Here is a 21,506-nt window from a genome sequence, read left to right as displayed (position 1 = left end):
TGCGCGGCGGATGCGGGGTGAGGTGGACGGGGCGGGCCGAATGGGCGACGAGCGGGTCACCGGGTGAGGGCAAGTCAGTACTTCGAGCCCCGGTATGGGTTCCGGCTCGGTGCGTGCTGGAGCCAGAAGGCGGAGGGGCGGCGGGCGGCCACCTCCACGCAGCGGGAGCGGTGCCCAGCGCTTCTGCCGGAGCGCCACCCGCGACGTCATCGGAGCGGCTCCCGCACCGGTGATTGTACCGATGCCCTCGTCCCGAGGTCCGGCTTACATGGACCGCGACTGATTCAAGAGCGGTCTTCGGCGATCGGTAGCAGGCACAACTCGCGCGACCGCCACATCGATGCGCCGGCGCACTCGATCGGCGCGGTCAGGAGTGATCTCAGACATGTCTCACATCAGCGGGCGCCTGCGAGCGCTCGGCGCGGTGGCCCTCGGCATCATGGTCATGGGCTCGACGGGCGCTCTCACGTCCCCCGCCTCCGCCGCCACCCCGGTCTACGGTGAGGACTTCTCCGGCGGGCTCGGCACCTTCACCGCCTCCGGTTCTGTCAGTACCGGAACCTATGGTGCCCGGTTGAGCGGATCGCTGCTGTCCGACCCGTCCATCACCTCCGCGGCGATCAACCTGGGCGGGTACAGCGACGTGAGGGTGTCCTACACCCGGGCGGCGTCCGGACTGGATCTCGGTGAGTCCTTCTCCGTGGCCTACTCGGTCGACGGCGGCTCGTTCACCACGCTGGAATCGGCGCGTACCGCCACGGGCGCGGCGTCGTTCAGCCTCCCGGACTCGGTCGAGAACCACACGCTGCGCCTGCGGTTCTCGCTGGATGCCAGCAGCGTTCTGGAGACGCTGACCGTCGACGACGTGCTCGTCGAGGCCGGGGGCGACGGGGGCCCGACCGACCCGCCGGCGGGGTCGCTGCCCCCGGTGGACGACGTCACCGGACCCGGACCGTTCGCGGTGACCGTCGACAGCTCCGCCGGCCCCGGCGACGACGGCTGGCTGGTGCACCCGACGAACGCCGGCCAGAACGGTGTGGACCACCCGATCCTCGTCTGGGGCCCGGGCGCGGGGTCCGACCCCGCCGACTACGAGGACATGCTGAGGCAGTGGGCCTCGCACGGGTTCGTCGTCTACAGCGAAGTCTCCTCCAGCAACGGCGACTACATGGTCGACGCCCTCGACTGGCTGGAAGATGAGAACGCCAGGCCGGGCAGCCCGCTGTACCAGGACCTCGACGTCAACGAGGTCGCGTTCGGGGGGCATTCCCGCGGGTCCATCGGGACGTTCGACGTCGCCGACGAGCAGCGGCTGGAAACCACCGTCCACGTGGCCGGTGGCTCCTTCGACGGCAACGGCCCGGACAGCCTGCGCAATCCCGCCCTGTACATAGGCGGCGACGAGGACTTCGCCACGGCGAACATGGAGCGCGACTACACCAACACCGATGTGCCGGTGTGGTTCAACATCCTCGACGGCACCGACCACATCCTCGCCACCCGCAACGGCCAGCACATCATCACCGCCTGGCTGCGGTGGCACCTGGCCGACGAGGAGTTCCGTCGCACGGAGGACTTCCTGAGCACCGGCTGCACCTTCTGCGACCTCGGCGACGTGCGGTACAAGAACTGGTGACGGAGCGGCGGCCGCCCGGATCGCCCTGATCGACATCCGTGCGGGTCGGGAGGAGAAGTCCGAGGAGGCCGCCACCCAGGCCCTGCCCTTCTTCCTCGCGGCCCGACGGCTGCGACGGAGTCAACCTGACCATCGAACCCGCGGACGCTCCCTCGCCGGTCCGTCACAAGCCTTCGGCCCCGAGCCCGGCCCGCAGACCCGCCGGCCCGCCGACCAACTGGTCGTCCACGGCCTCCACGCGCCGAGCAGTCCCGACCTCGAACACGTGCTCTCCGCACTCTAAGTACAACCACAGAAAGCCAGGTCAGATGCGCCGCTACGGCCGCTGCGCGCACTGGTCACGGGTTCCGACACAGCGCACTCTCAGGCTGATCGTCCACTGTCGTCGTCAGGCGACCGGCCAAGGGGGCCGGGCCATGACCAGGGGAGTCAGTGACGATGACCGAGCTCGACGCGGGGAAGACCGAGGCGCACGAGCCCGAGCGGGAGGCCGGGCGCCGGGCCCACGCGAGCCGCCGCACCTTCATGCGCAAAGTGTTTTTCGCCTCCGGAGCCACCGCTGTGGCGACGATGGGCGGCGCGGGAGCCTGGGCGGCCCTCGCCGACGACAGCACCGGCGCCACCGGCGCCCCCAGCGGTGCCCCCAGCGGCGCTCCCGGAGGTGCCGGAGGTCCCGGCAACCAGGCCGTCACCGAGGACTTCTTCGGCCTGACCACCGACGGCAGGCGGGTCGACGACCTGTTCACGATCCACTCGACCGGTGTCGCCACCGCTCCCGTCATCAGCGCCGCCAAGGCGTTCCTCGCCGGCCTCACCGACGATCAGAGGACGTCGACCCAGTTCACCGTCCACTCGACCGAGTGGCGCCTGTGGAGCAACGTCGACTCCTACGAACGCCAGGGAGTCTCCCTCGCAGACCTCAGCGATGCCCAGAAGGCCCTCGGCTCCGCACTGCTCAAGGCGGCGCTGAGCGCCGACGGCCTGGAGACCACGGAGAGGATCCGCAGGATCAACCAGGCGGCGGGTGAGGCGATCGGCAACACGAAATCCTTCAACGAGGACGCCTACTTCTGGACCGTCATGGGCACCCCGTCCGCCACGGAACCCTGGGGGTTCCAGTTCGACGGCCACCACCTGGTCATCAACTACTTCGTCCTTGGTGACCAGGTCGTGATGAGCCCCTGCTTCTGGGGCTCGGAACCGACATCGATGAAGGTCGACGGCGAGACGGTCACCGTCTGCCATGAGGAGGTCGCCGCGAGTCTGGCCTTCATCAACTCCCTCACTGCGGCTCAGCGGAAGGTCGCCATCGCCTCCTCGAACGAGTCGATGAAGGCGGGGGCGTTCTCCGACAACGCGGTGCAGGCGTACGAGGGCCTGCGCGGGGACAAGCTGACCACCGTGCAGAAGAAGAGGCTTCTCGCCATCGTCGAGGTGTTCGTCAGCCGCGCCAAGGCCGACGTGGCCAGGGCCAGGATGGCTGAGATCTCCCGGCACGTGGCCGACACCTATGTCACCTGGGCCGGCGGGATCGCCGACGACTCGGCCTTCTACGTCCGTGTGCACAGCCCCGTCGTCTGGGTCGAGGTCGACTGCCAGGGGCCCGGCCCGCTCGCCGGCGCGTACGGCGCCACCCAGGGCGGCGACCCTACCCAGCTCCATGTCCATTCGATCATCCGCACCCCCAACGGCAACGACTACGGCAAGGAACTGCTGCGTCAGCACTACCTGACCTCGCCACACCACAACCGGTCTTGATTCCGCACAGACAACCGCGCAGGCTTCGCGGGGTTCCGCGGACGGGGTCGATGACGACGGTTCCGGCTCCCGGGCCGTCCGGTCGCGGACGGCCCGGACGTCACCCGCACGGACTCGGTGCGACTCGGTGCGCGGCACGTCCCCGGGCGTTCCGGTCCGCTTCAGCCGCCGATGGGCGTGGCTCCCGAGGGAGCCGGGACCAGTCGGTATCCGCCGTCCTCGCGTCGCACGTGTCCGGCGGTCGGCTGCGGGAAGTGGCTGCCGAGCAGGAGAGTCGACGTACCGGCCAGTGAGCCGAGCACCTGGTCGCGGGTCCTGGCAGCGAGTTCGGGAGCGATGTCCACACAGCTGCTGAGCTCCGGATGTGCCAGCTGGACCGGGTGGTGGATGCTGTCGCCGGTGACCAGTGCGGTCTCGCCACGGCTGCTCAGTTCCACCGCCACCTGTCCCGGTGTGTGGCCGGGGGTGGGCAGCAGACGGATGCCCGGCGCGACGTCCGTGCCCTCGTCCGCGACATCGATGAGGTCGAACAGACCTGCTTCCCGCACGGGATGGACCGAGTCCCGGAACATCTGCCGACGCGCCTCCTCCATGTCCACACCCGCCCAGTAGTCCCACTCGGCGCGTGAGGTGAGATAGCGCGCGTTCGGGAAGGTGGGCACCCAGGCGTCGCCCTCGGCGCGCGTGTTCCACCCGACGTGGTCGGCGTGGAGGTGGGTCAGGACCACGACGTCGACGCTCTCCGGCGCGAAGCCCGCCGCCCGTAGCCGTGCTTCGTAGTCGCTGTTCAGGTTGTGCCAGGCGGGGTTGGCGCGCGGCTTCCCGTTTCCGATGCCGGTGTCCACCAGTACCCGCATGCCGTCCACCTCGACGGCGAAGCTGTGACTCGCCAGGCGCAGGACGCCTTGTTCGTCGGCGAATTCGGGGCTCAGCCAGGGAGTCCGGCGCACGAGGTCGGTGGTTGCCCCGGGCAGCAGCCATGGACCGGTCCGGGCGGGCAGGAGCACTTCGTCGACACGTCGTACGGTGTGGTCGCCCACCGTCCACGAAGGGGCGGGGGGAGTGGTGGGCTCGGTCGTCCGCGATGAGGTGGACAAGGCGATGTTCCTTACCTGTGGTGGGCCGCGCGTGACGGAGATGTCCGGAGCGGGCGTGTCGGGTGAGGCGGATGTGTGGTTGCTCGGCGCCGGGCCGGTCGCGATGCCCTGCGGTCTGCGGCACGCGGGTGCTGGGCGCGCTCGCGGTCCAGGTCACCTCCCTGGCATGAAGGCCCCTCCCGCCTAAAAGCGATTGGTTTGCTTTAAGTCACCGTAGGCCCTACGGTCGACTAAAGCAAATGATTCGCTTTTGCGGTGGCCGGGGTTCTGTGCCATCCCCCGCCCGTCGCGCCGCACACATCCGGAAGGAAGCCATGACCAGCGAACTCACCCCCCAAGAGGCAGCCCGAGGGGCGCTGCGGGCGGGGCTCCCCCTCGGGGACGGCCGACACGTGGACGTGGCCATGACGGCCAACCACATCCACTCCGTGATCAGCACGTTGCGCGAGCTCGATTTCGGCGAGACCCCTCCCGCGTCCTCCTACCGAGCCGGCCAGGGGAACACCGATGCAACCGTTTGAGCTGTCGCTGACCGAAGCCTCCCGTGCGGTGCGCGCAGGTGGGCTGTCCCCCGTCGAACTCACCGAATCGGTGCTCGCCCGTATCGCCGCCGTCGAAGGACGGCTGGGCGCCTACGTCACCGTCGCCGCCGACGCGGCCCTGGCCGCGGCGGTCCGCGCCGAGCGGGAGATCTCCGGAAGCGGACCGCGCGGGCCGCTGCACGGGATCCCCATGGCGCTCAAGGACCTGATCGACGCGGCGGGGCTGCCCACCACGGCGAGCTCGCACGTCCGGGCAGGGCACCTGGCGGAGCACGACAGCGAGGTGGCCCAACGGCTCGGCGCCGCCGGGGCCGTCCTCCTGGGCAAGACGCACACGCACGAGTTCGCCTACGGACTGACCACGCCGCAGACGAGCAACGCCTGGGACCACGGCCGGGTCGCGGGAGGGTCCAGCGGAGGCTCGGCGGTAGCGGTCGCCGCCGGCGGGGCGACGTTCGCCATGGGGACGGACACGGGCGGTTCCATCCGGGTGCCCGCGGCCCTGAACGGCGTGGTGGGCCTCAAGCCGACCTACGGCCTGGTCCCCCGCACAGGCGTGACCTCGCTGTCCTGGTCCCTGGACCACGTGGGCCCGCTCACCCGCACCGTCCAGGACGCCGCGCTGGTGCTGTCGGCGACCGCCGGCCACGACCCGCGCGACCCGGCGAGCGTGTCCGGCCCCACGCCGGACCGCTTCCCGGGAGGCGACCTGCGAGGACTGAGGGTCGGCGTACCGCGGAACCACTACTTCGACCGGGTCACGCCCGAGGTCGAGGAGTCCGTACGCGGCGCGATCGAGCGGCTGGCGGAGCTGGGGGCGGAGCTCGTCGACGTCGAGATCCCGATGGCGCGCCACATCCAGGCCGTGCAGTGGGGGCTGATGGTCCCCGAGGCCACCGCCTACCACGAGCGTTCCCTGCGGGCCACGCCCGACCTGTACGCGGCGGACGTCCGCATCCTGCTGGAGGCCGGCGAACTCACCTCCGCGGGCGACTACCTCCGCGCCCAGCGGGCCCGCACCCTGATGCGAGACGCCTGGGCTCGTCTGTTCGACGCGGTCGACGTCCTCGCCGCGCCGACGGTGCCGATGACCGCCGCCGAGGCGGGGCAGGAAGCCGTCGAGTGGGGCGATGGCACGACCGAGGCCGTGTCGGACAGCTACGTCCGCCTCTGTGCCCCCGCCAACATCACCGGCGTCCCGGCCCTCACCCTGCCGGTCGGACACGACCGCGCCGGACTGCCGATCGGTATGCAGCTGATGGCGCGCGCCTTCCACGACGCGACGGTGCTCCGAGTGGGCCGGGTCTACGAGGAGTCGGTGGCCGGCGCGGGGCGGCTCGCTCCCCTCGCTGCCTGAGGGGAGCCGGACTCCAGCCGACGGGCGGTCGCGTTGCCGCGGGGGCGTCCGCCGTACCCGGGCGCCCGGACGCGTGGCCCTGCGGGTCGCCGACGCCGCCCACCGCTTAGAAGCTACGAATTCGCATTAAGGTGGATCGCATGAGTCCCAAGCCCATGGCCCGCCCCGGCGGGCGCAGCGCACGCGTACAGGAGTCCGTCCACGCGGCGGTACGTGAACTCGTAGCGGAGGCGGGCCGCGACGCGCTCACGGTCCCGATGGTGGCCACTCGGGCCGGCGTGACCCCCTCCACGATCTACCGTCGCTGGGGCGACCTGCAGGAACTCCTGTCCGACGTGGCGGTCGAACGGCTGCGCCCGGAAACGGATCCGGCCGATCTCGGAAGCCTGCGGGCCGATCTCGACGCGTGGGCGGAACAGTTCCTCGACGAGATGGCCTCGCCGCCCGGGCGCGCCTACATCCGGGACGCCCTGCTCGGCGACCCCGACGGCACCAACGCCGGTCAGTGTTCGGCGTATGCCGCAGAGCAGATCGACGTCGTGCTGGCCCGTGCGGTGCGGCGGGGGGAGCCGGTGCCCGAGACGGAACTGCTGATCGACCGTGTCGTGGCGCCGATCATGTACCGCGTCCTCTTCCGCCCCGGCCGGCTGGACGCCGCGTACGCACGCGAGCTCGTGACGAACGCCGTGCACGACCTGTAGGCCGGGACCGGCGCTCGCCCCGCCCGGGCCGCCACCCCTCGGCGCTCGAACGAACCCGACAGCCGACCGCTTCGCTCATCGGGCGGTCCGGCCACGGGGCCACCGCGTTCGGTGGCCGCGAAACCGGTCAGGGCTCAGCGGCCGTGGGGAGGCGTCGGTGTGCTCAGTCCGTCGTGGACGTCGCCGCGAGCGCGGTGCCCGGTTCGGCGGAGGCCGTGGTCCGCTTCGCCGCGGCCCGTACGGCGGTGAGCTGGAGGAGCAGCGCGGCCGCCGCGAAGCCCGCCGCCCAGAGCGGGAGTACGGAGCCGCTCCAGCCGAAGGCGAAGGCCGCACCGCCGAGGCCGGAGCCGATGGCGCTGCCGAGGTAGAGGGCGGACTCGTTGAGGGCGACGGCGACCGGGCCGCCGCGCTCCCCGCGTGCCGCGAGGAGGTCGTTCTGCTGGGGGACTTGGAGTGCCCAGCCGACCGCGCCCCAGACGGCGATGGGGATCAGCGCGAGCAGCGGGGTGATGGAGGCGGTGAGCCGGAAGGCGAGCAGGGAGAGGGTGAGGATCGCCAGGATGCCGACGACCAGGGTGGCGGGCCGGCGGACCTTGTCGACGAGGGATCCGATGAGGATGCTGCCGAGTACGCCGCCGATGCCCCAGGCCCAGAGGTACGGGGTGATGTTGTCGACGCTTCCCATCGCGCCGGTGGCCATGACCGGGACGAAGTACGTGTAGAGGCCGAGGCTGGCGACGGCGGCGAGCAGGGAGACGCCGACGACCGAGGCGACCCGGGGGTCGGTGACCACCTGGGCGCGCTGGCGCAGGCTCACCGTCTCGGTGGCGGGGAGCTGCGGGAGGCGCAGCAGCAGTCCGGCGAGCGAGACGACGCCGATGCCGGTGACCAGCCACAGGGTGGCGCGCCAGCTGGAGTGCTGGGCGATGTAGACGCCGGCGGGCACGCCGAGGACGGTGCCCGAGCTCATGCCTCCCATGATCACGGCGAGGGCGCGGCCCCGGCGCTCGCGCTCGACGAGCGAGGCGGCGGCCGCCGCGGCCAGCGCGAGGTAGAGGCCCGCGCCGACGCCCGCGAAGGCGCGGGTGATCAGCAGCACCGGGAGCGAGGTGGCGAGCGCCGAGCCCGCGTTGGCCAGGGAGAAGACGGCCAGGGAGGCCAGCAGTCCGGTGCGTACGCGAGAGGCGGAGAGCAGGGTGGCGAAGATCGGGGAGGCGATGGCGTACGCCAGGGTGAAGGCGGTGACCATCTGGCCGGTGGAGGAGACGCTGGCGTCGAAGTCCGCCGCGATGGAGGGCAGCAGACCCGCGGTGACGTAGGCGTCGAGCCCGAGTGCGAAGGCGCCCAGGCCGAGCAGGTAGACGAGTTTCACTGATTCCCCATTGTTCGAAACTTCCGGTACATCGGTACATTGCGGGGTCGGGCGCGGCAGGGCAAACGGGAACGATGGATTCCGGCCACGTGCGACAGGGACGGGAGCAGGAGGCGGGGTGAGCGGTTGTGCGATTCTTGAGGGGTGCGCCACTACTTCCACCCGGAGATCGAAGACGTCTGCCTGCCCGACGTGCTGTTCGCGCTGAGCGACCCCACCCGTCTGGGCATCGCCGTCGCGCTCGCGGACGGCGCCGAGCGCACCGCGGGTGAACTCGGCGGATCCCTGGCCAAGTCGACGATGACCCACCACCTCAAGGTGCTGCGCGAGGCGGGCACGCTGCGGGTGCGGTCCGAGGGCACGCGCTGCTACAACTCGCTGCGCCTGGAGGAGCTGGAGGCGCGGTTTCCCGGTCTGCTGGACCAGCTCCTCGGCTTCGCCGTGAAGTGCGGCTACACCTCGGCCGACGCCCGCCCCCGCGACTGACGGGGGGCTCGCGCGGGGGGCGGGCGTCGGGGCTGTGGGTGCCGTGCGGCAGGCGGAGGCTCGGGTCAGAGGGCCAGTTCGATGTCGTAGGCGGAGAGCCAGGAGTTGAGTCCCAGCGCCATCTCCAGACCCGAACGGTCGTACTGCGCGCTCATGTCCCCGACCGGACGGTCCAGCAGGGCCTTGGCCGCGGCGTTGTCGAGCAGCGGGAGCACGGGGGACGAGGAGTCGGCGAGCACCTCGTGGAGGGAGGCGCGCAGGCCGAGTTCGTACGCCGGGTCCTGGGTGGTCGGGTAAGGGCTCTTCACCCGCTGCACGATCGACTCGGGCAGGAGATCCTTGGTGGCGGCGCGCAGCAGGCTCTTCTCGCGTCCGTCGAACGACTTCATCTCCCAGGGGGTGTTGAAGACGTACTCGACGAGCCGGTGGTCGCAGAACGGGACGCGCACCTCCAGGCCGACCGCCATGCTCATGCGGTCCTTGCGGTCCAGGAGGGTCTGCACGAAACGGGTGAGGTTCACGTAACTCATCTGCCGCATACGGCGGTTGACGGCGTCCTCGCCGGTCAGCTCGGGGGTCTCCGAGATCGCCTGGGCGTAGCTGTCCCTGAGGAAGCCCGGCATGTCCAGCTTCTGGATGAGACCGGGGTCGAACAGCGACTTGCCGTCGAAGTACTTACCCGTCGCGGAGGTGAGCCAGGGGAACGTGTCCGCGCCGACCGCCTCGTTGTCGAAGAACCACCGGTAGCCGCCGAACACCTCGTCGGCGGACTCGCCGGAGAGCGCGACGGTGGAGCGTTCCCTGACCGACTGGAAGAGGCGGTACAGAGAGGGCCACATGTCGCCCCAGTACGCGGGCGGCAGGTCCAGCGCCTGGAGGACCTTGGCCCGCAGCGCGGGGTCCGCCAGCTCGCCGCTGTTCATGATGATCTCACTGTGGTCGGCGCCCACGTGCTTGACCAGGTCGTGCACGAACGGGGTGTCGGAGGAGCCGCGCACCGGGTCGACGACGAAGTCGGCGCCGTGCTCCTCGAAGTCGACCGAGAAGGAGCGGACGGGGCCCTCGCCCCGGCCCGCGAGGGTGCGCGAGGCCAGCGCGGTGATCACGGAGGAGTCCAGGCCGCCCGAGAGCAGTGAGCACAGCGGCACGTCCGAGACGGTCTGGCGCTCGACGATGTCCTCGAGCAGACCCCGGACCGTGTCCACCGTGGTCGCCAGGTCGTCGGTGTGCTCGCGGGCCTCCAGCGCCCAGTACGTGCGCTTCGTGAGGCCCGAGCGGTCGACCCGCACCAACTGGCCGGGACGCACCTCGTTCATGCCGCTGAAGATCCCCTGCTCGGGGGTCTTCACCATCTCCAGGACCTCGCGCAGACCGTCCTGGCCGACCCGGCGGGGCACCGACGGGTGGGCGAGAAGGGCCTTGGGCTCCGACCCGAACACCACGCCGTCGGCAGTGGGGAAGTAGTAGAGCGGCTTGACGCCCATGCGGTCGCGCACCAGCAGCAGTGTCTGCGTGCGCAGGTCCCACAGGGCGAAGGCGAACATCCCGTTGAGCCGGTCGACGATGCCCTCGCCCCATTCGAGGTAGCCCCGCACGACCACCTCGGTGTCGCTGCGCGTACGGAACGCGTGGCCCCGGGAGATCAGGTCCGCGCGCAGCTCCTTGAAGTTGTAGACCTCGCCGCTGTACGTGAGGCAGGCCAGCTCGCGGCCGTCGCCGTCGGCGACCATGGGCTGCCTGCCGCCGTCCAGGTCGATGATGGACAGCCGGCGGTGTCCGAGGGCGGCGTGCTGGTCCGTCCACATGCCTCCTGCGTCGGGGCCGCGGCAGGCCATGGTCTGGGTCACCGCCTCCAGGGTGCCCTGTTCCAGGCGTACGTCCTGGGCATAGCTGACCCAGCCTGCTATTCCGCACATGGTGTCTCCCTGTGTCTGTCTGTGGGTGTTTCTCTGCGTGGGGTGATGAGGGGGGCGAGGATAGGTGTTCGAGGGGGCCGGAGGCGGTTGGCGGCCGGGCCTCGTCAGCCGTCAGCCCAGGCGTTCCAGGTCGGCTTCCTGGAGCACCGTGCGCCCTGCCGGGAAGTAGGCGACCGGGGCCGCCGCGTCCACCTGCGCGTCCATCGTGTTCAGCAGGCGCTGGAGGGAGAGTGCGTCCGCCAGTCCGGGAAAGGGCGACGCGGGCGGCCGGCCCCGCACCACGAACTCCGTGACGTCCTCGGCCATGCGGCTCAGCTTCACGATGGTGCGGGCCTCGGCCGGTACGGGCTCCTCGCGGGTGTCGACCTCTCGGAACACCTCGTCGCCCAGGGACGTCCGGCGCCACACGCGCAGCCGGTCGGCGTCCCAGGCGGGTGTGTCGTACACGGCGCTGGCGTAGCTCAACTCCCCCTGCGGGTCGCGGAAGACGAAGTCGATCGCACGCGAGCGCGTGATGTTGACGAAGCTGCTGTATCCGGTGACCCTGCCACCGTCCAGCCGTGCGGACAGCGCGACGCTGTCGAGCACGGCGTCGCCCGACACGGAGAAGTCCGACCGGGTGCCGAGCACGGAATCCAGCGTCAGCGCTGCGCCGCGGCCGGCGATCCACTGGACGAGGTCCAGCGGGTGGATCACCTCGCTCTGCACTCCGCTGGTCGGACGGTGGTCGTTGATGCGGTCCTTGCCCCAGGTGAAGTGCGCCCGCACCAGTCGCAGGTCCCGTTCCCGGACATGGGTGCGCAGGGCCCGGGTGGCGTCGGAATACCGCTCCACCAGGTCCATGCAGAACCCGGAGACCGCGCGCAGGTGGGACTCGATCTGCCCCAGGTCCTCGCCGGGCAGCGCCAAGGGCTTTTCCGCCAGTACGAACCCCTGATAACCGTCCAGTTCCGAGAGGATCTCGGCGTGCGCCATGTCCGGCACCGTCACGACCACCACGTCGGGCCGGAATTCTGCGAGGGCCCGGGCTGTGGAACCGTAATAGGGAAGCGAGGTTTCCTTCGGGCTGCGGCCCACATAGGCGAATTCGGTCTCCGCGGCGGTACGGGAGAACGCGTTCAGGAACCGGGTACCGGCATAGCCGAGACCCACGATCAGGACTCTCATGTCTGGCCTCCTCCGAGAGGGCGTGAAAGAAGCTCCTCGCCGGATGGCTGGAACCCCAGCTTCCGGTAGAGCGGTGCGCCGACGGCTGTCGTCTGGAGGGCCACCGCGTCGGCGCCGGCCCCGCGCAGCCAGCCGAGCACGTGGTCCATGACCAGGCCCCCCAGGCCCTGCTTCCGCACAGCCGGATCGACCACTACGGCCTGCACCCAGCCCGAACGCCCGCTGGGACAGGCCACCGTGGGGGCGCGCTGGTCCACCACGGCGACGGCGCAGGCGAGGAGCTCATCCGGCTCGCCGAGCACGGCGACGTGCACCTGGTCGTCGGCCGCCGTGAGAACCCGGCCGAGCCAGGTGCGGTAGTCCCGCTTCCACGCCTTGTCCTCCGCCTCGTCGCGTGCCGCGTACACCGCGGTCCCCGAACTGAGCAGCAAGGCCCGCAGACGTACCAGCTCCGCGATGTCCTCCACCGTTGCCGAGCGCGGCTTCAAGTCGTCCTGGGAACTCATGTCGAGAGACTTTAGAAGCCTGCGGAATGAAAGAGAAATGGCAGTCCCGCTCGCCTATGCGGTTCGTGAATAACTGACGCCGGCCCTGCTGTGACCTCTTGTTATACGGATACCCCATGAGGTCGTGGATTCGGTATTTCCCTGCGCGTCCGAGCCCCTCTAGATTCGGTGCGGCGCGACAAGTAATCGACGTCGCTATATTTCACGGGAGATTTCATGTTCGGCTACGTAGACTTCTTCTCGTCACAGATAGACGCCCTCAAACAACAGGGCGGGTACCGCACCTTCCTGGAGATCGAACGGCGGGCGGGCGCCTTCCCCGCGGCGCTGAAGTTCGGCCCCGGGGACGGCCGGAGGATCAGCGTCTGGTGCAGCAACGACTACCTGGGAATGGGGCAGCACCCCCTGGTGCTGGAGGCCATGAAGAAGGCCGTGGACGAGACGGGCGCGGGCAGCGGCGGCTCCCGCAACATCTCCGGCAACAACCACTACCACGTGCGGCTGGAGCGTGAACTCGCCGATCTGCACGGCATGGAGTCGGCGCTGATCTTTCCCTCCGGCTACGCGGCGAACGACGCCGCGCTCACGGTTCTCGGCAGCAGGCTGCCGGACTGCGTCGTGCTCTCGGACGAGCTCAACCACGCGTCGATGATCGCCGGCATCCGGCACAGCGGTGCCGAGAAGCACGTCTTCCGGCACAACGACATCGATCACCTGGAGGAGCTGCTGGCCGGTACGGACCCCTCGCTGCCCAAGATCATCGCGCTGGAGAGCGTCTACTCCATGGAGAGCGACGTCGCCCCGCTGGAGCGGGTGGCGGAACTCGCCGCGCAGTACGGCGCGTTCACCTACCTCGACGAGGTGCACGCCGTCGGCATGTACGGCCCGCACGGGGCCGGAAAGGCCGCCGAACTCGGCATCGCCGACCGGTTCGACGTCGTCCAGGGCACCTTGGCCAAGGCGTTCGGCACCGCCGGCGGCTACGTGGCGGGACCGGCGTCCGTCGTGGACGCCATCCGCAGCTTCGCCGGGGCCTTCATCTTCACCACGTCGCTGCCGCCGGCCGTGGCGGCCGGAGCGCTGGCCGCGGTGCGCCACCTCAAGCGTTCCGAGCACGAGCGCACCCAGTTGGTCCGGAAGGCGGCTCTGCTGCAGGGGCTGCTGCGCGACCACGGCATCCCGGTCGTCTCGGAAGCGGCCCACATCGTGCCCGTACTGGTCGGGGACGCGGTCAAGTGCCAGAACGTGGCGCGGCGGCTGCTGGACCAGCACGGCTACTACGTGCAGCCGATCAACTCGCCGAGCGTGGCGGTGGGCTCCGAGCGGCTGCGGGTCACTCCCACGCCCCATCACGGTGACGAGGAGATCGCGGGATTCGCCCGCGCGCTCGACGCCATCTGGGAGTCCGAGGCCCTGCCCCGCACGTTCGCTCCCGCCACCGCGTGACACCCTCCGCCGCGGCCGGCCCGTCCCCGGCCGGCGAGGCCCTCGCGCCCGCCCGGCCGGCGGAGGCCCGCACACCTCATCGACCGGCAAAGGCCCCTCGCCGCTCGTCGGTTCCGCCCCTCGCCCGCACGAAAGGAAACAGCCTGTGCGCAAGCCCGTCGTCGTCGTGGCCGATCCACTGGACCCCGAGACACTGAAGGACCTGCACGCCTGCGAGGTCAGGACGTGCGACGGCCGCGACGTGGTCGCCCTGCACACGGCGCTACGCGAGGCCGACGCCCTGCTCATCCGCAGCGGCACGCGGGTCGACGAGGCCGCCTTCGCCGCCGCACCCCGGCTCCGGGTCGTCGCACGGGCGGGCGTCGGCCTCGACAACGTCGACGTCGAGGCGGCCACCCGGCACGGCGTCCTCGTCGCCAACGCGCCCCTGTCCAACGTCCTCAGTGTCGCCGAGCTGACGATCGGACTCATCCTGACCCTCATGAGGAAGGTGGTGCCGGCCGGCTCCGCGCTGCGTGCCGGGCGCTGGGAACGAGCCCGTCATCAGGGCGTCGAACTGGCGGGCAGCACCGTGGGGATCGTGGGGCTCGGCCACGTCGGCACCCTGGTCGCCCGCCGGCTGGCCGCCTTCGAGGTCGAGGCGATCGCGTACGACCCCTACGTTGCGCGGAGCCACGCGCGGTCCGTGGGGGTGACGCTGACCGACCTCGACGAGCTGATGGCCCGCAGTGACGTCGTCACCGTCCACCTGCCCAAGAGCCCGGCCACGACCGGGCTCATCGGCGACCGGGAACTGCGCCTCGCCAAGCCGTCGACGCTGCTCGTCAACACCGCACGCGGCGGCATCGTCGACGAGACGGCCCTGGCCGTGGCCCTGAAGGAGGAGCGTCTGGCAGGGGCGGCGCTCGACGTCTTCGAGATCGAACCCGCGGTGGGAAACCCGCTCCTGGACTTCCCGAACGTGCTGGCCACCCCGCACCTGGGCGCCGGGACACAGGAGGCCCAGGAGCGGGCCGGCCGGGACGCGGTGTCGGCGGTGCTGCGCGTGCTGTCGGGTGAACGGCCCGAGTACCCGGTGAACCCGGCCGTCCTGGAACGGCCCCGCACGATCGGTGGCTCCCCCCGGGCGGGGCGGCACTAGCCGTACGCCGGGAGAGCGGCTGTGGGGGTGCCGACCGGAGGGTCGGCACCCCCACAGCGGGTGCCGGGGCTCAGTGGGGAAGGGGACGGGCGTGCCGCAGCCCCGGGGTGAAGTCCCGGCGGTAGCCGGGCGCCAGGATCTCCTGGGCGATGCGGACGAACCGTCCGGCCAGCGGGTGGCTCCCCTGGACCGGCTGGATCAGCGAGACGGGAACCCGGGGCCCGCCCCGCAGCGGAACGAAGGTGACCGAGGGGTGCACCGTCCGCCGCAGCGCCAGCTCCGGCACCACGCCCAGGCCCTTACCGGCGGCCGCGGACTCGATGCACTCGTCGAAGTTGTGGCACCGCAGGGCGATCCGGGGCAGCCTCACGCCCCAGTCGCCCTCCGTGACGGGCCCCACCGCCTCGTTGACGATCACGGTGTGCTCGGCGAGTTCACTCCAGTCCAGCCGGCTCCGTGCGGCCAGGGGGTGCCGGTTGGGCACCACCGCCACGTACTGCTCACTGCTGACCCTGGTCGCGCGGATGCCCGCCCGGTGCGCGTGTCCCCGCAGGATCGCCACGTCCAGCGCCGAGGTCGCGATCCCGGCGCCGATGTCGTCCCGGCCCTTGAGCTCCACGCGCACCCGGGTCTCCTCCTCGAACCTGTTGATCGCGTCGTGGACCCAGACGTCCGGCAGCAGCCAGGAGAACCCGAGGCGCAGGGGCGCGCCGGTGCTCTCGGGCCGCAGGGCCTTCTCGAACAGGGGCAGGAGGAGCAGGAGTTCCTCGCGGAGCTTCTCGCCGGCCGGGGTCAGCGACACCTGACGGGTCGTGCGGTGGAACAGGCGCAGGCCCATGTGCTCTTCGAGGCGCTGGACGGAGCGGGTCAGCGCGGGCTGGTTGCTGGAGAGCCGGTGGGCCGCGTCCGTGAAGCTCAGCGCGTCGGCGACGGCGAGGAAGGCGTTCAGATGGCGCAGGCTGATGTCGGAGAGGCGCGTCGCGGACGGGTGCTGCGGCGGCCGGCCAGATCCCCCGAACTGGCGTGTCATGACAGGGCGCCGCCTCGTGACGCTCCCGCGGCCCCACAGGGCGCCTGCCGGAGGGAGGGGATCGCAGGGGCCGAGGGCGCGGTGGTGGTGAGTTCGGCGGTGAAGGCCACCAGATCGTTCTGTACGGCCTTCACCGCCGTCCGCCGGTTCCCGGACGCGTCCGCGGGCAGCTCCTCGGTGATCAGCGCGCAGGGCGAGTTCAGCTCCACGTACCGCTCGAAAGCGCAGGACAGCGAGACGATCTCGGCCCCCGGCGCGCCCGTTCCCGCCGGGCCCGGGGCGCTGCTCGCGCCTATCGCCGCCTGGTGCGCGGCTTCCAGCAGGAGCATCCCCGGCACGTGGTCCACCGGGTGGTCGAAGAAGACGGGGTGGTCGGTGGCGACACGCAGCCACTGCGCTCCGTCCGCGTCCGGGGCTGTCAGGAGCACGTCGTCCATGCTCGCGCGGTGGAACCTCGCGGGACGTACGGGGACGGGGAGGGGCACGGGCACGGCACTCCTCATCGCCATGGGGATGTCCGCGTACGCGCCCCGAAGGCGCTGGTACACCCGCTTGGCCAGCACGGCGAACCGGGTCTCGGCCCGGGCGACCGGGACGCCGCCCCGTGTGACGGTCACCCACATCGACAGTGCGGTGGGGCGGCTGCCGCGGTAGGAGATGTCGTAGCACCGCACGTGCAGGTCGACGTCCCGTCCGCGCGCGGGAGCGTCGGCGGGTTCGAGCATCAGGTAGGAGAACCGCTCCCAGATGAGCTGGTCGCCGAGCGGCACTCCGTACGCGGCGTGGCACAGCAGGGGGAACGTCTGCCGGATCGTCTCGGAGAGGAGCAGCGGGTCGAGACTGTCCGCCGCCCGGTAGAAGGGGTGGGCGTCCGGCCACAGCGCCTCTATCCGGAAGCGGTCCTCGCCGAACCCGGTCCAGCTCCTCAGGTAGACCTCGGAGGCGTTCGTCTTGTGTACGTAGTGCTGTGGCACCCGGCCCCTGACGGGCTCAGCGATGCAGTTGCCGACAGTTTCGCGTGCGGGCACGTGATCCGTTCTCCTCCGTATGAGTTCACATCGCCGCGGTAGTTGAGCGATGTCTGATCTCGAAATAACATAGAGATTGATCTGTTTCTTGTCGAGAGAGCTTGGTGATCTTGAACGTGACTCGCAGCACACAGGAGCGCGCGGTCCGTACCCGCAGAGCGTTGATCTGCGCCGCGGCCGAAGTCTTCGACGAGGCGGGCTACTCGGGCGCGGGCGTCACCCGCATCCTGGAGAAGGCGGGGCTGACCCATGGCGCGATGTACTTCCACTTCAGGTCGAAGGAGGACCTCGCCCGCGCCGTGATGCTGGAACAGGCTTCCGACCTGAACCTGCCCGAAGAACCCCAGGGCCTCCAGCAGTTGATGGACGTGACGCGCATGCTGGCGGTCGAGTTGCAGCACAACCGGATGCTCCGTGCCGGGGTCCGGCTGGCGGTGGACCCGGGTGGCCCGGCCCGCCACGACGACTCGATCTACGCCTGGTGGGCCGAGCTGTTCGAGAGGGAACTACGTGTCGCCCGAGAGGCGGGTGAACTGCGCCCGGAGGTCGACGAGAAGGACTTCGCCCGGACGCTGGTGGGGGCGTTCACCGGCACCCAGGTGATGTCCGAGATCACCACGGGGCGCGCCGATCTCACCGAGCGCGTCACCGCCCTGTGGCGCTACCTCCTGCCTGCCCTCGCCCCGCCCGACGTCCATGCCCGCCTCACCCTCGACGGCGCACTCGCGAGCAGGGGGCAGCACTCGTGAATCCGGTACGCGTCGTACTGACGGGCGCCACCGGATTCGTGGGGAGCCGGACCGTCGGAGAACTCCTGGAGCACGACGGAGTCGAGCTGCGCCTGGTGGGGCGCACCAGGCCGCCCGGCGCCGCCGACGACCGCGTGCGCTGGACGCCGGCGGACCTCACCGATCCCGCGTCGTTGCGCGGAGTGTGCCGCGACGCCGACGTCGTGGTGCACCTCGCCTCGCTCGTCTCCGGTACGACCGAGCAGTGCGGGAAGGTGAACGAGGAGGGCACGGCCGCCCTGGTGCAGGACGCGACCGCCGCGGGCGTCCGGCACTTCGTGCACCTCTCCACCTCGGCGGTCTACGGGGCAGGCCCGCACTCCGGCCAGGATGTCGAGGACCTGGTGCCCGCCCCGGTCTCGGCCGCGAGCACCACGCGCCTCGCCGGCGAACGTCACACGCTCGAGGCCGGCGGTCTCGTCCTGCGCGCCGGACTGGTGCTCGGTGCCGGTGACCGCTGGGTGGTTCCGGCGCTCGCCCGGCTCCTGGCATCCGTCCCCTACCGCTGGGCCGGGGGCGACGCCGAGCTCTCTCTGGTGGACGTGTCGGATCTCGCCCGCCTGATCACACGCACCACGCTGGCACCCCTGCTTCCCGGGCCCCAGGTCGTCCACGCCAGCCATCCCCGGCCGGTACGTGTCGGCGACCTCATGGAGGCCCTCGCGGAACTCGAGATCCTCCCGCCCTGGCCGAGCGAAGCGCGCACCTGGGACGAGTGCCTGGAACTCTTCGCGGCCGACCCGCGCGGCCTGAGCGCCCGCCAGTTCCACCTGCTGGCCCAGGACCACTGGTACCGGAGCGACTCCATCTGGCGGCGGGCCGGGTGCGACCCCGGCCCCGGCCCGCTGGCACGGCTGGCGGCGGCGGCGGACTGGTACCGAGGCTTCCTCGACGAATGATCCCGTGAGGTGACTCGGCCCGGAGGACCCCACGAGTCGCGACGGTCGCGCGGTGTTCGGCGGTCGTACTGTCGACCCGTCACCGAGGAGGGCTGAGGAGGGCTTCCGATGCGCAGCGTGACCTATTCGATGAGCGTCTCACTGGACGGCTACATCGTCGGGCCGGACGGAGACTTCGACTGGACGGCGCCGGACGACGACGTCTTCCGCTTTTGGATCGACGAGATCCGCGAGGTCGGCGTCCACCTGTTGGGGCGACGGCTGTACGAGACGATGCTGTACTGGGAGACCGCCGATCAGGACCCGTCGCTCGACGACTCCGGGCTCGAGTGGGCCGCGCTCTGGAACCCGCTCCCGAAGGTGGTGTTCTCCACCACGCTGTCGGCGGTGCGGGGCAATGCCCGGCTGGCTTCCGGCGGTCTGGCGGAGGAGATCGAGCGGTTGCGGGCCGAACCGGGGGAGGGCGACATCGCGATCGGTGGCGCGGTCCTCGCCGCCGAGGCGGCCGCGCTGGGCCTGATCGACGAGTACCGGGCCGTGGTCTACCCGGTGCTGGTCGGCGGTGGCATTCCGTTCTTTCCCCGGCACGAGCGCCGGGTGGATCTCGAACTCGTCGAGACCCGCACCTTCAACTCGAGAGTCGTCTACCTCCGCCACCGCGCGACGGGCCGGCCGCCGAAACCCCACGGCGCGCGGGCGGCGTGACGCCGTAGGCCCGTATCTCGCGGTAGGTCGTCGTGCGGGAGACGCCGAGTCGCTGTGCCGCCGGCAGCCTGTCGCCGTTCACCTGGGATGCCCCGGCACCACAGCCGTGACGTGAGCCACCCGTGTGCATTTCGCGCCGGGGTGTTTGCCGCCGCGTCGACGGGAAAGGGGCTCTGTGATCCATCGCGGTGACAAACCGGTGGATAGTACGTGAAAGCCAAGGGAGAGGAGAGTTCGATGTCCTCGAAGCGACGTCGTAAGAAGAAGGCCCGCCGCAAGAACGGCGCGAACCACGGCAGCCGTCCGCAGAGCTGAGGGCGGCGCGTCGACGCATCGGGTGGGTGGCACATGCCACCCACCCGAGCGCTTTCCCGGCGCGGTGAGCGGCGAGATCATGGCGTGTTTCCCGTCCTGCGGGAAACCTGGGACGCCATGGCGAGACTCGGAGAGCAACGACCTGCGGACGGGCAGGGCAGCCCGGCGCTCAAGCGCGCGCTGACCACCCCGCTGCTGTACTTCTTCATCCTGGGCGACGTGCTCGGTGCCGGGGTCTACGTCCTGGTGGGGCAGGTGGCCGCCGACGCCGGAGGTGCGGTGTGGGTGCCGCTGGTCGTCGCGCTGCTGCTGGCGATGCTGACGGCCGCCTCCTACGCCGAGCTGGCCACGAAGTACCCGCGGGCGGGCGGCGCCTCCCACTACACCACCCGCGCCTTCGGGCCGTTCGCCGGCTTCGTCGCGGGCTTCTGCATGCTCGCCGCCGGCATCGTCTCCGTGGCCGCGCTCGCCCGCGGGTTCGGGGGCGACTACCTCTCCGCCTTCGTGACGCTGCCGGTCGGGCTGGTCGCCGTGCTGTTCCTCGCCCTGCTCGCGCTGGTCAACGCGCGGGGCATCAAGGAGTCGACCCGCGCCAACGTCGCCGCCACCGTCGTCGAGGTCGGCGGCCTCCTCGTCATCGTCGTCCTGGGCGCCTGGCTCCTGCTGCGCGGCGACGGCGACGTGGCGCGGCTCGGGCAGCTCGGCACGCCGGAGAAGGGGGCCGCGGCGGCCGTACTGAGCGGGTCCGTACTGGCGTACTACTCCTTCGTCGGGTTCGAGACGTCCGTGAACGTCGCCGAGGAGACCCGCGACCCCCGGCGCTCCTACCCACGCGCCCTGTTCGGGGCCCTCGCCACCGCGGGCGCCGTGTACGTGCTGGTGGGTCTCGCCGCGTCCGTGGCCGTGCCGACCGCCCGGCTGGCCGGGTCGAGCGGGCCGCTGCTGGAGGTCGTCGAGGCGGCCGGCGGCGTCCCGACCCGGCTGTTCAGCGCCATCGCGCTCGTCGCCGTGGCGAACGGCGCGCTGCTCACCGGCATCATGTCCTCCCGCCTGGCCTACGGCATGGCCCGGGACGGGCTGTTGCCCGCCGCGCTGACCAAGGTGCTGCCCGGCCGCCGCACGCCGTGGGCCGCGATCGCGGTCACGACCCTGCTGTCGATGCTGCTCGCCCTGACCGGCAGTGTCGCCACCCTGGCGTCCACCCTGGTCCTGCTGCTGCTCGTGGTCTTCCTCATGGTCAACACGGCCGTACTCGTGCTGCGCCGCGACCAGGGCGAGGCCGACCACTTCCGTGCCCCGACCGTCCTCCCCGTGCTGGGCGCCCTGTCCTGCGTGGCGCTCGCCACGCAGATCGAGGCCGAGGTGTGGGTGCGCGGGCTGCTGGTCGTGGCGGTGGGGACGGTGCTCGCCGCGCTCGCCGCCGCACGGCGGGCGTCCAGGGGTCCGGACGGTCCGGACGCCTCTGACCGTTCGGACGGTTCGGACGGAGGCGACCCGGGCGCGGGCGACCGGTAGCGGAGCCGCCGGCCGCGCGGCCGTCGGTCACGAGAGTGCCGTTTTGACGCTCGGGAGGGTGCGCCACCGGTCGGGCCGGGGCCGGGGGCACCGTGCCAGAA

At 71.1% G+C, this 21,506-nt stretch carries 20 protein-coding genes; 13 read left to right on the top strand and 7 right to left on the bottom strand.

What is annotated here, in order from left to right:
• The first annotated feature begins 385 nt into the window (after positions 1-385).
• Both ACIQ6R_RS29280 and ACIQ6R_RS29275 read left to right on the top strand, forming a co-directional pair.
• Positions 386-1,636, top strand: a complete 1,251-nt coding sequence (locus tag ACIQ6R_RS29280) for a hypothetical protein (protein WP_404224558.1) — start codon at positions 386-388, stop codon at positions 1,634-1,636.
• A gap of 438 nt (positions 1,637-2,074) precedes the next feature.
• Positions 2,075-3,394 carry a DUF3500 domain-containing protein gene (locus ACIQ6R_RS29275; RefSeq protein WP_404224556.1) on the top strand — a complete coding sequence of 440 codons (1,320 nt, stop codon included), beginning with the start codon at positions 2,075-2,077 and terminating at the stop codon, positions 3,392-3,394.
• 161 nt (positions 3,395-3,555) lie between these two features.
• On the opposite strand, the gene ACIQ6R_RS29270 is transcribed toward ACIQ6R_RS29275, so the two are convergent.
• The gene (locus tag ACIQ6R_RS29270; protein ID WP_404224554.1) at positions 3,556-4,491 is read right to left on the bottom strand and encodes an MBL fold metallo-hydrolase; all 936 of its coding nucleotides are present in this window, start codon (positions 4,489-4,491) and stop codon (positions 3,556-3,558) included.
• A gap of 314 nt (positions 4,492-4,805) precedes the next feature.
• On the opposite strand from ACIQ6R_RS29270, the gene ACIQ6R_RS29265 reads away from it, so the two are divergent.
• The 3 genes from ACIQ6R_RS29265 to ACIQ6R_RS29255 all read left to right on the top strand — a co-directional run bounded on the left by ACIQ6R_RS29265 (position 4,806) and on the right by ACIQ6R_RS29255 (position 7,091).
• Positions 4,806-5,012, top strand: a complete 207-nt coding sequence (locus ACIQ6R_RS29265; RefSeq protein WP_404181717.1) for a hypothetical protein — start codon at positions 4,806-4,808, stop codon at positions 5,010-5,012.
• Positions 4,999-6,390 (top strand): amidase, encoded by a 1,392-nt coding sequence (locus ACIQ6R_RS29260; protein WP_404224553.1) that lies wholly within the window; start codon positions 4,999-5,001, stop codon positions 6,388-6,390. The genes ACIQ6R_RS29265 and ACIQ6R_RS29260 overlap by 14 nt, the downstream gene beginning before the upstream one ends.
• A 140-nt stretch (positions 6,391-6,530) precedes the next feature.
• Entirely contained in the window at positions 6,531-7,091 is a 561-nt protein-coding gene (locus tag ACIQ6R_RS29255; RefSeq protein ID WP_404224551.1) for a TetR/AcrR family transcriptional regulator, read from the top strand.
• Between the two features lie 163 nt (positions 7,092-7,254).
• Here ACIQ6R_RS29255 and ACIQ6R_RS29250 read toward each other — a convergent pair whose 3' ends face one another.
• A complete protein-coding gene (locus ACIQ6R_RS29250; protein ID WP_404181726.1) occupies positions 7,255-8,463 on the bottom strand; it encodes an MFS transporter in 1,209 nt (402 codons plus the stop codon).
• Between the two features lie 144 nt (positions 8,464-8,607).
• On the opposite strand from ACIQ6R_RS29250, the gene ACIQ6R_RS29245 reads away from it, so the two are divergent.
• Positions 8,608-8,949 carry an ArsR/SmtB family transcription factor gene (locus ACIQ6R_RS29245; protein ID WP_404181729.1) on the top strand — a complete coding sequence of 114 codons (342 nt, stop codon included), beginning with the start codon at positions 8,608-8,610 and terminating at the stop codon, positions 8,947-8,949.
• A gap of 65 nt (positions 8,950-9,014) precedes the next feature.
• Here the strand turns inward: ACIQ6R_RS29245 and asnB are convergent, their stop codons facing one another.
• The 3 genes from asnB to ACIQ6R_RS29230 form a co-directional block, all read right to left on the bottom strand.
• Complete coding sequence (asnB, locus tag ACIQ6R_RS29240; protein WP_404224550.1) at positions 9,015-10,865, bottom strand: asparagine synthase (glutamine-hydrolyzing); 1,851 nt, start codon at positions 10,863-10,865, stop codon at positions 9,015-9,017.
• Positions 10,866-10,976: 111 nt separating this feature from the next.
• Positions 10,977-12,032, bottom strand: coding sequence for a Gfo/Idh/MocA family oxidoreductase (locus ACIQ6R_RS29235; RefSeq protein WP_404224548.1), 1,056 nt, complete (start codon positions 12,030-12,032; stop codon positions 10,977-10,979).
• Positions 12,029-12,538, bottom strand: a complete 510-nt coding sequence (locus ACIQ6R_RS29230; protein WP_404181738.1) for a GNAT family N-acetyltransferase — start codon at positions 12,536-12,538, stop codon at positions 12,029-12,031. Before ACIQ6R_RS29230 ends, ACIQ6R_RS29235 begins: the two co-directional genes overlap by 4 nt.
• Before the next feature lie 216 nt (positions 12,539-12,754).
• On the opposite strand from ACIQ6R_RS29230, the gene hemA reads away from it, so the two are divergent.
• Complete coding sequence (gene hemA / locus ACIQ6R_RS29225; protein WP_404224546.1) at positions 12,755-13,984, top strand: 5-aminolevulinate synthase; 1,230 nt, start codon at positions 12,755-12,757, stop codon at positions 13,982-13,984.
• A 145-nt stretch (positions 13,985-14,129) separates the two neighbouring features.
• On the top strand, positions 14,130-15,125 hold the full coding sequence (locus ACIQ6R_RS29220; protein ID WP_404224544.1) for a hydroxyacid dehydrogenase: 996 nt from the start codon (positions 14,130-14,132) through the stop codon (positions 15,123-15,125).
• A gap of 70 nt (positions 15,126-15,195) precedes the next feature.
• Here the strand turns inward: ACIQ6R_RS29220 and ACIQ6R_RS29215 are convergent, their stop codons facing one another.
• Positions 15,196-16,155, bottom strand: a complete 960-nt coding sequence (locus ACIQ6R_RS29215) for a LysR family transcriptional regulator (protein ID WP_404181747.1) — start codon at positions 16,153-16,155, stop codon at positions 15,196-15,198.
• Positions 16,152-17,183, bottom strand: coding sequence for a ScbA/BarX family gamma-butyrolactone biosynthesis protein (locus ACIQ6R_RS29210; RefSeq protein ID WP_404224542.1), 1,032 nt, complete (start codon positions 17,181-17,183; stop codon positions 16,152-16,154). Before ACIQ6R_RS29210 ends, ACIQ6R_RS29215 begins: the two co-directional genes overlap by 4 nt.
• A 116-nt stretch (positions 17,184-17,299) precedes the next feature.
• On the opposite strand from ACIQ6R_RS29210, the gene ACIQ6R_RS29205 reads away from it, so the two are divergent.
• The 5 genes from ACIQ6R_RS29205 (at position 17,300) to ACIQ6R_RS29185 (ending at position 21,405) form a co-directional block, all read left to right on the top strand.
• Positions 17,300-17,932, top strand: coding sequence for a ScbR family autoregulator-binding transcription factor (locus ACIQ6R_RS29205; RefSeq protein WP_404224540.1), 633 nt, complete (start codon positions 17,300-17,302; stop codon positions 17,930-17,932).
• Positions 17,929-18,870, top strand: a complete 942-nt coding sequence (locus tag ACIQ6R_RS29200) for an NAD-dependent epimerase/dehydratase family protein (protein ID WP_404224538.1) — start codon at positions 17,929-17,931, stop codon at positions 18,868-18,870. Before ACIQ6R_RS29205 ends, ACIQ6R_RS29200 begins: the two co-directional genes overlap by 4 nt.
• Positions 18,871-18,978: 108 nt before the next feature.
• Positions 18,979-19,575: a dihydrofolate reductase family protein gene (locus ACIQ6R_RS29195; RefSeq protein ID WP_404224536.1), complete on the top strand. Its 597-nt coding sequence runs from the start codon at positions 18,979-18,981 to the stop codon at positions 19,573-19,575.
• A 237-nt stretch (positions 19,576-19,812) separates the two neighbouring features.
• Positions 19,813-19,890, top strand: coding sequence for a 50S ribosomal protein bL37 (locus tag ACIQ6R_RS29190; protein ID WP_370443954.1), 78 nt, complete (start codon positions 19,813-19,815; stop codon positions 19,888-19,890).
• A 117-nt stretch (positions 19,891-20,007) separates the two neighbouring features.
• Positions 20,008-21,405: an APC family permease gene (locus ACIQ6R_RS29185; protein WP_404224535.1), complete on the top strand. Its 1,398-nt coding sequence runs from the start codon at positions 20,008-20,010 to the stop codon at positions 21,403-21,405.
• Positions 21,406-21,506 lie beyond the last annotated feature (101 nt).

The organism is Streptomyces sp. NPDC096048, assembly GCF_044763415.1.
Lineage (GTDB): Bacteria > Actinomycetota > Actinomycetes > Streptomycetales > Streptomycetaceae > Streptomyces.
The sequence above is the reverse complement of the archived record's forward strand: the minus strand, read 5'-3'. Positions and strand labels throughout refer to the sequence as shown.

What these genes read in the sequence shown, in the direction of transcription:
- ACIQ6R_RS29280 (WP_404224558.1), top strand. Translation starts at nt 386, where the DNA reads ATGTCTCACATCAGCGGGCGCCTGCGAGCGCTCGGCGCGGTGGCCCTC.
- ACIQ6R_RS29275 (WP_404224556.1), top strand. Translation starts at nt 2,075, where the DNA reads ATGACCGAGCTCGACGCGGGGAAGACCGAGGCGCACGAGCCCGAGCGG.
- ACIQ6R_RS29265 (WP_404181717.1), top strand. Translation starts at nt 4,806, where the DNA reads ATGACCAGCGAACTCACCCCCCAAGAGGCAGCCCGAGGGGCGCTGCGG.
- ACIQ6R_RS29260 (WP_404224553.1), top strand. Translation starts at nt 4,999, where the DNA reads ATGCAACCGTTTGAGCTGTCGCTGACCGAAGCCTCCCGTGCGGTGCGC.
- ACIQ6R_RS29255 (WP_404224551.1), top strand. Translation starts at nt 6,531, where the DNA reads ATGAGTCCCAAGCCCATGGCCCGCCCCGGCGGGCGCAGCGCACGCGTA.
- asnB (WP_404224550.1), bottom strand. Translation starts at nt 10,865, where the DNA reads ATGTGCGGAATAGCAGGCTGGGTCAGCTATGCCCAGGACGTACGCCTG.
- ACIQ6R_RS29235 (WP_404224548.1), bottom strand. Translation starts at nt 12,032, where the DNA reads ATGAGAGTCCTGATCGTGGGTCTCGGCTATGCCGGTACCCGGTTCCTG.
- ACIQ6R_RS29230 (WP_404181738.1), bottom strand. Translation starts at nt 12,538, where the DNA reads ATGAGTTCCCAGGACGACTTGAAGCCGCGCTCGGCAACGGTGGAGGAC.
- hemA (WP_404224546.1), top strand. Translation starts at nt 12,755, where the DNA reads ATGTTCGGCTACGTAGACTTCTTCTCGTCACAGATAGACGCCCTCAAA.
- ACIQ6R_RS29215 (WP_404181747.1), bottom strand. Translation starts at nt 16,155, where the DNA reads ATGACACGCCAGTTCGGGGGATCTGGCCGGCCGCCGCAGCACCCGTCC.
- ACIQ6R_RS29195 (WP_404224536.1), top strand. Translation starts at nt 18,979, where the DNA reads ATGCGCAGCGTGACCTATTCGATGAGCGTCTCACTGGACGGCTACATC.
- ACIQ6R_RS29190 (WP_370443954.1), top strand. Translation starts at nt 19,813, where the DNA reads ATGTCCTCGAAGCGACGTCGTAAGAAGAAGGCCCGCCGCAAGAACGGC.
- ACIQ6R_RS29185 (WP_404224535.1), top strand. Translation starts at nt 20,008, where the DNA reads ATGGCGAGACTCGGAGAGCAACGACCTGCGGACGGGCAGGGCAGCCCG.